This is a genomic window from Photobacterium sp., assembly GCF_057456235.1.
Map to the genome: position 1 here is coordinate 90449 of NZ_JBVCPH010000005.1, position 11599 is coordinate 102047.

Here is an 11599-nt window from a genome sequence, read left to right on the forward strand (position 1 = left end):
TGCGGGTTTTGTTCATTTCAGGTGATCAAGTACTAGACGATCAGAATGACACTGTGACGCCTGTGATCGGTAAAATCACATCAGCAATGATTGGATCAGTAATACTGAGCGTATCGCCGCCTGCTTCTGAATCATCTTCGCTGCCGTTACAGACTAACGCTAAGTCATAGGAGCCCAACGGAACATAACCGACGGCAAATTGACCTTCTCCGGAGAGGGTATCAACCTCAACCGATGCGGATGTAAAGGGTTCAGAATCTGAGCCTAAATCACCATACACTTGCGTTGATCCCGGATAGATATAAACAAACGCATCATTAAGGTTACCGAGGCACGCCTCACTGCCCACGGTACCATCAATGTAGGCAACGCCTTCGTTGTTCACCAGACGTACACCACGAGGCTTCAGCTGATAGCCATTGGCATTTTCAACCATGCTCTTACGGAGATCAAACTCCAGGGTGTAAGCCTGAGTGGCATCAGCAGTGACATCAAAGCCATCGAGTTTCAGCTCCCCGCTTGCAACACCGAAACCAAGTTTGTCTTTAGTAAGCGTCTCCATCACATGAGAATACGGTGTGCCGTCGCTATAAGCATGATTGTTTTCTTCCAGTACCGATAATCTCAGCTGGGTATATTTACCGGCTGCCATCACTTCATTGCTGAGCACCTGCAGTGAATTACTCCCCTGATAAGCCATCAGGTTAATCACCATAAATTCAGGATTGCCAGTATCAGAGCCGGGAATAATCATTCCTGAAGGAATACACTCCGGTGAGCTTTGATCAGCAGCAAAAGAAGTGGTACCCCAGTTTGATTCGCCACCATCGGTATGGTGTACCGATATTTTATCAAATGCGACGCAAACCTGATCAAGACCATCTACCGTTGCATCAGAAAAGGCCAATGAAAACTTTCCGGTTCCACTCTCAGAAGAACCACCGCCGTCGCACCCGACCAGCACGAGACCGACAACCCCTGCAATTATTGTTTTTTTCATTGCTGCACCCTCAAAATTATTATGAACCAAACAATAGCGTGCTTAGCATTCTTATTGTAGTGCATGGCTCGAAGCTAGGGATATCCTGACAATCAATTGACATTGGAGCTGCAGCCTGGTGGCTATCAGTTGATTTATCAATCACATTTGTTGGCGTGGTACAGAAAGCTAGAACCTCACTTTAAAAGGTCAAGACTTTATCGGCATGCAGTGTCCACAACGAGAGATCATCCAATGTGGCAATTTCAGCTCCTTCAATCAGCGGCAATACAGATAAACCACGCGCATCCGTACAGGTTTTGCAAAGTTTCACTTCCGCTCCCTGGGCCACGAGAATTTCCAACATTTGCTGAATGTTATACCCCTCCGCAGGCATCTGCCTCATTAATGCGCAACTGACTGAGTCTGACATCAAAAAGATCTGCAACCGGACTTCCTGGTGCTCTTGTTCATTCAAATTAATCGCCAACCGTAACGCATTGAAGGTACGTTCAGAGCCGTAAGCCGCCTCATTTAAGATAAATAAAATATTTTGCATCGTCATTACTCGCTTGTTTGAAGGCTGAAAAACAATAAATGCTTTACACATACTAAGGTATACTTTATTGCAAAACAGAAGTTATATTTCTGATTTAGCTCTATTTTTATCAATTAAAGGTACAAACTCAGCAATGATGGACTTTGATGCGCTCTTAACCCTTTCAGAAAATAACAAAGTGTTTGCCAATCCTCGACGCGTGGCACTGCTCAAAGCGGTTCAGGATACGGGGTCGATAAGTCAGGGAGCCAAACAGGCCGGGATCAGTTATAAAGCCGCCTATGATGCGATCAAAGATATGAATAGTCGTGCTAAGGAACCTTTAGTGACCAGCGAAAAAGGCGGAAAAGGCGGAGGCGGTGCATCGCTCACCCACTTCGGTGAGCGTCTTATACAAATGTATGATCTGCTGGATAAAATCCAGGATATGGGGCTAAAAGCGTTAAACGATGACAATGTACCACTACATAGCCTGCTTGGTGTGATGAGTAAACTTTCATTACAAACCAGTGCCCGCAATCAGTTATTTGGCACCATTAGCCATATTGAGCGACATGAACTCCATGATCTGATTATTATTGCGTTAAACGACAACCAGCAAATTTCAGCGACAATTACTCATAGCAGTACCTTAAGACTGCAGCTTGAAATCGGCAAAGATGTCGTCGCGTTGATCAAAGGGCCGTCCGTTGTGGTCGTCAATGCAATGTCCTCTGAATTACCGTACGACAACCAGATAAAAGGCAAAATCAAAGCCATCAGTCGTGATAAGACGTCAACAGAAGTCACCGTCGCCCTTAACAAGGTGGATGAGCTGTGTGCGTTAGTTGATAATTCAACTTTGGCAGATACTAACTTGGCTACTGATGAGAACATCTATGCCTGCTTTCATTCTGCGCAAGTCATTATTGCGACAATGTGCTAGCGATTTCAAACAAGACTCCTTTTCTGTATTGCTATCCATATACTCCCCCCGCGATGCTCTTAATGATTAGATAATCAATAGAATTAGCACTGCTAGCGTCTCTCGCCGCGTTTTAATTGTGATCTACCCCTCCATTTATTCAGGCTAGGTATATCTTGGTCTGATCTCAATCACACTTTGTGATAATCCAGAGTGCAATCCATCACTTTACAAACTACATTTTAGCCATCGAAACGTTTGCGTAAACGATTCGATGGCATAAAACAGCCAATTGAGAGAGTAATATCTACGGTTGGCTACACTCAGAAAGCATCACCACCATGAATTATTAAAGGTGCTAACCATGAAAAAAAACGCCCTCATCAACGCCGAGCTGTCTTATGTTATCGCGACTCTGGGTCATACCGATGAAGTCACCATTTGCGACGCTGGATTACCGATCCCTGATGAGACACAACGTATCGATCTTGCATTAATCCCTGGCGTCCCTACTTTTATCGATACCGTCAAAGCTGTTCTAGGTGAAATGCAAATTGAAGGCGTTGTACTTGCAGAAGAGTTTGCACAAGTCAGCCCCGAATTACACCAAGCGCTGATTGCACTGATCCGCGAAGAAGAAACGTTATGCAATAAAAAAATCGCCGTTTCTTATATCAGCCACGAAGCATTCAAGGTACATACGCAAGACAGTAAGGCCGTCATTCGTACAGGTGAATGCACACCTTATGCGAACGTAATTTTCCAGTCAGGCGTTGTTTTTTAACCCCTCGATTTTCGGAATAATCGCAAGGAGCTGACATGAACCAGCCAATTTTAGAACTTAAAGGCATCGAAAAAGCATTCCCTGGCGTAAAAGCGTTAGACAACGCTTGCTTGAATGTTTATCCGGGTAAGGTCATGGCCTTGCTGGGTGAAAATGGTGCCGGTAAGTCCACCCTGATGAAATCATTAACGGGTATCTATGCCATGGATGCCGGTGAAATCCGCTATCAGGGTAAGCTCGTCAATTTTAATGGCCCGAGACACTCCCAGGAAGCGGGGATCAGTATTATTCATCAGGAATTAAACTTGATCCCTGAACTGACTATTGCTGAAAATATTTTCCTCGGCCGTGAAAAAACCAATGCGTTTGGTGGCATCAAGTGGTCAGAGATGTATCGTGAAGCCGATGCGCTTCTAAAACGCCTGAATGTGAAGCACCACTCACATCAGCTACTGGGTGAACTCAGCCTCGGCGAACAGCAGATGGTTGAAATTGCCAAAGCGCTGTCATTCAAGTCACAAGTCATCATCATGGATGAACCGACAGATGCTCTGACAGACACTGAAACTGAATCACTGTTTAAAGTCATCAACGAGCTTCGCGATGAAGGCTGCGGCATCGTTTATATTTCACACCGCCTGAAAGAAATCTTTGAGATCTGCGATGACATCACTGTGCTTCGAGATGGCAAGTTCATAGGTGAACGCCGGGTGGCTGATATTGATGAAGACGGGCTGATTGAAATGATGGTCGGCCGCCGCTTAGAAGAACAATACCCGCGCATAGACGTTACACACGGCACAACCTGTCTGGAAGTAAAAAACCTGTCAGGCTCAGGTGTTAACAGTGTGAGCTTCAAGCTTGATCGCGGTGAAATCCTCGGCGTATCCGGCCTGATGGGAGCGGGTCGAACTGAACTGATGAAGATTATTTATGGTGCCCTGCACCGTGACTCGGGGGATATCATCTTAGATGGCAAAGTCATTAATCCGCAGAGTCCGCAGGACGGATTGGCCAACGGCATTGCTTATATCTCAGAAGACCGCAAAGGCGATGGACTTGTCTTAGGGCTGTCAGTAAAAGAAAACATGTCGCTTTGTGCGTTAGAGCAGCTGTCAAAAGGTGTACAGATTAAACACTACGATGAAGTTACTGCAGTTGAAGACTTTATCCGTCTGTTCAATATCAAGACACCGACTCGCGATCAAATTATTGGTAACTTGTCGGGTGGTAATCAACAGAAAGTCGCCATTGCCAAAGGCCTGATGACCAGACCGAAAGTACTTATCCTTGATGAGCCGACACGCGGTGTCGATGTCGGTGCGAAAAAAGAAATTTACCAGCTGATCAACCAGTTCAAAGCCGATGGCATGAGCATCATTTTAGTGTCATCTGAAATGCCGGAAGTACTGGGGATGAGTGATCGCATTATAGTCATGCACGAAGGTCATATCAGTGGTGAATTTATGGCAGCCGATGCCGATCAGGAAAAACTAATGGCTTGCGCTGTTGGTAAAAAAATCAATGAGGTAGCAGCATGAGTGATAACGCTATGACCAATAATAAGCAATCTGCTGAAAAGCATGCTTTACACGCCAATAAGCTTTTTACTAAAGAATGGTTAATTGAACAAAAATCACTAATCGCTTTAATTCTGCTGATCGTGGTGGTCTCTTTTCTTAATCCTAATTTCTTCACTCTCGATAACCTGTTGAACATTCTCCGTCAGACGTCGGTGAATGCGATTATCGCAGTGGGTATGACGCTGGTTATCTTAACCGCGGGCATTGATTTGAGTGTCGGCTCTGTATTGGCTCTCTGCGGTGCCTTTGCAGCCACCATGATTGGACTGGAAATCCCGGCAATAGTCGCAGTACCGACGGCCCTGCTTGCCGGTGCGGCATTAGGTGCAATCAGTGGGGTGATCATCGCAAAAGGCAAAGTTCAGGCGTTCATTGCGACGCTGGTAACCATGACCTTATTGCGTGGTGTGACCATGGTGTACACTGACGGCCGCCCTATTTCAACCGGTTTTACAGACGTAGCAGATAGCTTCGCCTGGTTCGGTACCGGTTATGCGATGGGCATCCCGGTTCCAATCTGGCTGATGGTCATCGTATTCGCCTCTGTATGGTACCTGCTTAATCATACCCGCTTCGGTCGTTACATCTACGCCCTGGGCGGAAACGAATCGGCAACGCGCTTATCAGGCATCAACGTAGATCGCGTCAAGATTGGCGTCTACGCAATCTGCGGCCTGTTAGCAGCCCTTGCCGGCATCATCGTCACCTCTCGTCTTTCATCCGCTCAGCCTACTGCCGGTATGGGATACGAATTGGATGCGATTGCAGCTGTCGTGCTTGGCGGTACCAGCCTTGCCGGGGGCAAAGGTCGAATCATGGGCACTTTAATCGGTGCTCTGATCATCGGCTTCCTTAACAACGCACTAAACCTGTTAGATGTGTCTTCGTACTTCCAGATGATTGCAAAAGCAGTGGTCATTTTACTGGCAGTACTGGTAGAGACTAAAAAGAAGTAAACCCTAACCCTCTGTATACCGGGCATCAACGCAATTCCGCATTAATGCCCGAAAACCTGACCCGAAACATATAAGGAATATAGAATGAAAAAGTTAGCAACCCTTATCTCTGCTGCTGTTCTTTCGGCATCTTTCAGCACGACTGCTTCTGCACAAGACACAATGGCAATGGTTGTTTCTACGTTGAATAATCCATTCTTCGTTACCATGAAAGAAGGCGCTGAAGCGAAAGCAAAAGAGCTGGGCTACAACCTGATTGTTCTGGATTCTCAAAACGACCCGAGCAAAGAGCTTTCTAACGTAGAAGATCTGACTGTCCGCGGCGTTAAGGCAATTCTGATTAACCCTACCGATTCAGATGCGGTATCTAACGCTATTCGTATGGCAAACCGCTCGAACATCCCGGTACTGACGCTTGACCGTGGTGCAAGCCGTGGTGACGTGGTAAGCCATATTGCTTCTGACAATGTTGCTGGTGGTGAAATGGCCGGTAAATTCATCATGGAAAAAGTAGGCGAAAAAGCCCGTGTTATCCAGCTTGAAGGAATTGCCGGTACATCTGCAGCGCGTGAGCGTGGAAAGGGCTTCATGAACGCCGTTGAAAGCAGCGGTATGGAATTGCTTGCTAGTCAGCCGGCTGATTTCGACCGTACCAAAGGTCTGAACGTAATGGAAAACATGCTGGCTGCCAACCCAGACGTGGAAGCTGTATTCGCACAGAATGACGAAATGGCACTGGGTGCACTTCGCGCTGTCCAGGCTTCTGGTAAAGATGTTTTAATCGTTGGCTTTGACGGTACTGAAGACGGTATCGCAGCCGTTAAACGCGGTATTCTGGGCGCAACTATCGCACAACAACCCGATCTTATTGGTGCGCTGGGTGTGGAAACGGCTGACAAAGTGCTGAAAGGCGAATCAGTAGAGAAGTACATCCCGGTACAACTTAAAGTCATCACGAAATAAGACCTTTGGCGAGTTTCGAGAAGCTCGAAACTCGCCTCTCTTTACCTGAATCGAAAATCTATCGTTTAGCACTGTACTCGCAGTCCTAACCCATATATTTTGACCAACATTCATAATTAAAAAGGTTCGTTTATGAATAAGTTAGTTGTTCTAGGTAGCGTTAACGCCGACCATGTTCTTCAGGTTGCTTCTTTCCCTCGTCCGGGCGAAACGTTACACGGTCACAGTTATTGCGTCATTCCTGGTGGCAAAGGGGCTAATCAGGCGGTTGCGGCTGCACGTTTAGGGGCTGATATTGCGTTCATTGCCAGCGTTGGTGACGACAGCTTTGGCCACTCCATGCTTGAAACATTTGCCAACGAAGGCATCAATACCGAAGCGGTGATGATTGAAGAAAACATGCCGACCGGTATTGCAATGATTCAGGTCGCTGCTACTGGTGAAAACAGCATCTGTATTTCTGCCGAAGCCAACGGCTGCTTAACCCCGGCACGCATTAAGCCGCATCACAAGCTGATCGCTGATGCGGATACCCTGCTAATGCAGTTGGAAACGCCGATTGAAACAATCGAAGCAGCCGCGCAAGTTGCCAAGTCAGCGGGTACACAGGTGGTGCTAAATCCGGCCCCCGCTCAGCCATTATCTGATGACTTATTAAAACTTGTTGATATGATAACGCCCAATGAAACGGAAGCAGAGTTGCTGACCGGCATCAAAGTAACGGATATGGCATCAGCTCAGCAAGCAGCAGATGTGCTGCATGCAAAGGGTATTAAACTTGTTATGATCACGCTCGGAAGTCAGGGTGTATGGGTCAGCCAGAATGGGAATGGCCGGCAAGTAGAAGGCTTCCGGGTTGAAGCAACCGATACCACCGCTGCCGGTGATACATTTAACGGTGCTTTACTGACAGGCCTCCAGGAAGGCCGTAAACTGGATGAAGCTATTCGCTTCGCTCATGCCGCGGCTGCAATTTCAGTTACACGTATGGGGGCTCAAACCTCTATCCCACATCGCGCTGAAGTTAAACGCTTTCTCATTGAGCATAGCTAATATAATCTGATTTGCAGTTTACTTGCTCCATGCAGGTAAACTGCAAACAGAACAAGGATCAGGGAGAAATTGATGGCGACTATCAAAGACGTTGCAAAACATGCTGGCGTTTCTACCTCAACTGTCAGCCACGTGCTCAACAAAACGCGTTTTGTCAGTGAAGATATTTCACAGCGCGTTCTGGCAGCGGTCGAAACACTGAATTACGCCCCTTCAGCCCTAGCTCGTAGTTTGAAAGTCAACCACACCCGAACTTTTGGCATGCTGGTCACTACGTCAACCAATCCATTCTTTGGTGAGGTTGTCAAAGGTGTTGAACGCCGTTGCTATGAACATGGCTATAATTTGATCCTGTGCAATACCGAAGGCGATCTGGAACGAATGCATTCCAACCTCGACACCTTGCTGCAAAAGCGTGTCGATGGCCTGCTATTGATGTGTAGCGAAGTAGAAGGCCAGGCCTTTGATCTCTTTTCTCGTCACCAGCCCGTTCCGACCGTCGTCATGGATTGGGGGCCTATGGACTTTCCAAGCGATAAAATTCAGGACAATTCCCACCACGGCGGCTATCTGGCTACCCGTCATTTAATCGCTAAAGGGCATAAAGAAATTGGCTGCCTGACAGGCCCGCTAGACAAGCTCACGGCGCAGCAGCGTTTATCCGGTTTTATTCAGGCGATGGAAGAGTCAGGCCTGACGATTAATAAAAACTGGATTGCTTCAGGCAATTTCGAATGTGAAGGCGGTGAAAAAGCATTTGAACAGCTTTATTCAAAAGGCCCGCTTCCGTCTGCACTGTTTGTCTGTAATGACATGATGGCAATGGGCGTTATTAATACTGCCAGTAAAAAAGGCATGTCGGTACCCGATGATATTTCTATTGTCGGATATGACGATATCAAACTAGCGAAATATATTACGCCTTCACTCACCACAATCCACCAGCCTAAACACCGGTTGGGCCAACAAGCAGTAGATACCTTGTTAGATAAAATTAAAACCAAGCGTGTATCAAATCAGGTCATTCAACTCGAACCCACCTTGGTTGAACGTGACAGTGTGAAGGCTGTAAACTGAAAATATGATGCCCTAAATAACAGAAGCTCGCGATGCGGGCTTTTTTTACACTTGTACTCAAACTGCCGGACAAAGATCGAATTGGATCGGGTCATTACAGGCGTAAAAAAGCCGGGCATTAAGCCCGGCTTTCAGATAACAATAATTTAATTATGCGTTACTGCTATGCTTCACTGCCTGTACGGCGAGGACGGTCGCTGTTACCGTGATTACGTTCACCACGATGGCTGCCACGGCTATCTCCGCCACGGTTGCGATCGAAACGACGACCACCAGTACCACCTTCACGATTACCTTCGCGGTTACCGCGGTAACCACCACGATTGGCGGCACGAGGACTATGCTCGCGCAGCACTTCGCCTTCAACAACAACAGCCTTCGCTTCGTTCTGACGGATGCGCAGTTTCTTAAGCTGAGCAGCAACTTCTGCTGTCATTTTCTTAGGAAGCTGAACATAAGTGTGGCTAGGTGCAAGTTTAATAGCACCAATAAATTCTTTAGTCAGGCCAAGTTCGTTAGCGATAGCGCCAACAATATCTTTAACCTGAACGCCTTGCTCACGGCCAACTTGAAGCTGGTAAGTATCCCAGTCAGCATTGTTGTATGAACGACGCTCACCGCGTTCACCACCACGCTCACCACCACGCTCACCACCACGTTCGCCACCACGACTGCCACGGTCACCGCGATCATCATTGCCACGACGCTCACGACGTTGTTGTTCACGCTCGATAGCAGCGATCATTGGGTCCGGACCTTTGTAGAACAGAGGACGGTTACCCTGCTGGCGCTGAAGAAGCATTGCAGCAAGTGTTGCAGCATCAACGTCAATCGTTTCTTGTAGCTTGCCAACTAGCTCAACAAAAGCTTCAAGCGTTGCTTGTTCTTTCTGTGTTTCTAGCTCTTGACCAAGACGAGTCAAGCGCGCTGCCGCAACAGCGTCACGGTTAGGAAGCTGGATTTCATCCATGCGAGACTTAGTGACACGCTCAATAGTACGAAGCATACGGATCTGGTTGGTACGAACCAACAGGATCGCCTTACCAGAGCGGCCAGCACGGCCAGTACGACCGATACGGTGGATGTAAGATTCTACATCGAACGGGATATCGTAGTTGAATACGTGTGTAATACGAGCTACATCAAGACCACGAGCAACAACGTCAGTTGCAACTAGTACGTCGATAACGCCACGTTTGATGTGATCAACAGTACGCTCACGAAGAGACTGAGGAATATCACCGTGTAGTGCTGCAGCTTTGCAACCACGAGAAGATAACCAGTCAGCCAGACGCTCAGTGTCCTGACGAGTACGAACGAATACGATTGACGCATCGATGTCCTTTTCAGTCTCGAGCATACGAATCATTGCTTCGTCTTTCTCTACACCTTTAACGACCCAGAACTGCTGCTCAACTTGAGATACAGTACGGTTTTCGCCAGCAACGTCAATACGCGATGGGTTACGTAGGAAACGGTCGACAATTTGCTTAACGATTGGAGGCATAGTTGCCGAGAACAATACGCGCTGTGCCGATGAAGGAGCTTGCTCCATGATCCAAGTAACGTCGTCAACGAAACCCATTTTCAGCATTTCATCAGCTTCATCCAGTACAAACGTACTAACTTCATCAAGGTGCAGACGATCACGTGAAATAAGGTCTTTAACACGACCTGGAGTACCAACAACAATGTGAGCACCATTTTTCAGTGCACGCATTTGATCCACGATAGAAGCACCACCGTAGATCTCTAAAACTTTAAGTCCCTTGATATTCTGACCAAGAACTTTGATTTCTGCAGCAACCTGTATCGCCAGCTCACGTGTCGGAGCCATAACAATAGCCTGAGGCTTATGCTGAGAAAGATCTACTTTGTTCAGTACAGGTAGTGAAAACGCAGCCGTTTTACCAGTACCAGTCTGTGCCTTACCAAGTGCATCTGCACCAGTAAGTAGTAGAGGAATAGACGCCGCCTGGATAGGGGTAGGCGTAACGAAGCCCATTGAGTCAAGTGCGGAAAGTAGTGTGTCGGCCAGATCTAACTGGCGAAATTCTGTAACAGATTCTAGCATTGGGATCCCAATAAATAATCTAACGTAAAACGGGGCCCCTTCTGCTTTAAGAGTTCTGCAACAGCAACCACAAGCATGGGCCTCGACGATTAAGAGGCGCGCATTGTGCGCCATTACTCGATAAAATGCCAGAAAAAATTGAAGGCTGTCACAAAAAAACGTTCAAGCTGCTACTTCTTGAGCAATCAGTGTGTCGGTTAAGCACTTTATGCCCTAAACCTTGGCCATTTTGCCACTATCCCATTGAATAACCAGCCCTCTCCCGCTTTATTTAGCCAAATATAGCGCTTTATCTGCAATTGAAATTAATTTCTTTCGATGATTATCACCATTCCACATCACAATCATCGCGATCCAACCGATACGGGCTGATTGGTTCCATGAATAGAGGCAAGAGGCGTCTTTATTTGAGCGCACATTCTTTTTGTCGCTGAGAGCTTTATTAGCTTCCAGAACGAAATGGGGCTGGTAGCTGCTTTTAAGAATGTGACCTTTTATCCTTGAGATCACGCCACACGCTATCTCTGCCCCCTTCCGCTTCCACTGCGAACAATAAGAGTTAAAATCGATCCGGCGGTAACTGTGGTCCAAAAATATCCCTTGCCAAAATCTTGGTTTTACAGCCCCAAATCCGTATAGTGTCTAGGTTCACAATCTGAGACCAGGC

The 11599-nt window shown here is 47.0% G+C and carries 11 protein-coding genes; 7 read left to right on the forward strand and 4 right to left on the reverse strand.

Features of this window, described 5'->3' with window-relative positions:
* Nucleotides 1-40: 40 nt before the first annotated feature.
* On the reverse strand, nt 41-1000 hold the full coding sequence (locus AC2204_RS07380) for a DUF4382 domain-containing protein (RefSeq protein WP_318924875.1): 960 nt from the start codon (nt 998-1000) through the stop codon (nt 41-43).
* Between the two features lie 181 nt (nt 1001-1181).
* Nucleotides 1182-1538, reverse strand: coding sequence for a DsrE/DsrF/TusD sulfur relay family protein (locus tag AC2204_RS07385; protein WP_318924876.1), 357 nt, complete (start codon nt 1536-1538; stop codon nt 1182-1184).
* 133 nt (nt 1539-1671) lie between these two features.
* On the opposite strand from AC2204_RS07385, the gene AC2204_RS07390 reads away from it, so the two are divergent.
* The 7 genes from AC2204_RS07390 (at nt 1672) to AC2204_RS07420 (ending at nt 8858) form a co-directional block, all read left to right on the forward strand.
* Nucleotides 1672-2463 carry a TOBE domain-containing protein gene (locus AC2204_RS07390; RefSeq protein WP_318924877.1) on the forward strand — a complete coding sequence of 264 codons (792 nt, stop codon included), beginning with the start codon at nt 1672-1674 and terminating at the stop codon, nt 2461-2463.
* A gap of 343 nt (nt 2464-2806) precedes the next feature.
* Nucleotides 2807-3226, forward strand: coding sequence for a D-ribose pyranase (gene rbsD / locus AC2204_RS07395; protein WP_318924878.1), 420 nt, complete (start codon nt 2807-2809; stop codon nt 3224-3226).
* Between the two features lie 35 nt (nt 3227-3261).
* Nucleotides 3262-4767 (forward strand): ribose ABC transporter ATP-binding protein RbsA, encoded by a 1506-nt coding sequence (gene rbsA / locus AC2204_RS07400; RefSeq protein WP_318924879.1) that lies wholly within the window; start codon nt 3262-3264, stop codon nt 4765-4767.
* Nucleotides 4764-5765 (forward strand): ribose ABC transporter permease, encoded by a 1002-nt coding sequence (rbsC, locus tag AC2204_RS07405; protein ID WP_318924880.1) that lies wholly within the window; start codon nt 4764-4766, stop codon nt 5763-5765. The genes rbsA and rbsC overlap by 4 nt, the downstream gene beginning before the upstream one ends.
* An 84-nt stretch (nt 5766-5849) precedes the next feature.
* Nucleotides 5850-6728 carry a ribose ABC transporter substrate-binding protein RbsB gene (rbsB, locus tag AC2204_RS07410; RefSeq protein WP_318924881.1) on the forward strand — a complete coding sequence of 293 codons (879 nt, stop codon included), beginning with the start codon at nt 5850-5852 and terminating at the stop codon, nt 6726-6728.
* Between the two features lie 132 nt (nt 6729-6860).
* Nucleotides 6861-7781 carry a ribokinase gene (gene rbsK / locus AC2204_RS07415; protein WP_318924882.1) on the forward strand — a complete coding sequence of 307 codons (921 nt, stop codon included), beginning with the start codon at nt 6861-6863 and terminating at the stop codon, nt 7779-7781.
* A 72-nt stretch (nt 7782-7853) separates the two neighbouring features.
* Nucleotides 7854-8858: a substrate-binding domain-containing protein gene (locus AC2204_RS07420; RefSeq protein WP_318924883.1), complete on the forward strand. Its 1005-nt coding sequence runs from the start codon at nt 7854-7856 to the stop codon at nt 8856-8858.
* A gap of 163 nt (nt 8859-9021) precedes the next feature.
* On the opposite strand, the gene AC2204_RS07425 is transcribed toward AC2204_RS07420, so the two are convergent.
* Nucleotides 9022-10932: a DEAD/DEAH box helicase gene (locus AC2204_RS07425; RefSeq protein ID WP_318924884.1), complete on the reverse strand. Its 1911-nt coding sequence runs from the start codon at nt 10930-10932 to the stop codon at nt 9022-9024.
* Nucleotides 10933-11199: 267 nt separating this feature from the next.
* Nucleotides 11200-11523: a hypothetical protein gene (locus tag AC2204_RS07430; protein ID WP_318924885.1), complete on the reverse strand. Its 324-nt coding sequence runs from the start codon at nt 11521-11523 to the stop codon at nt 11200-11202.
* Nucleotides 11524-11599 lie beyond the last annotated feature (76 nt).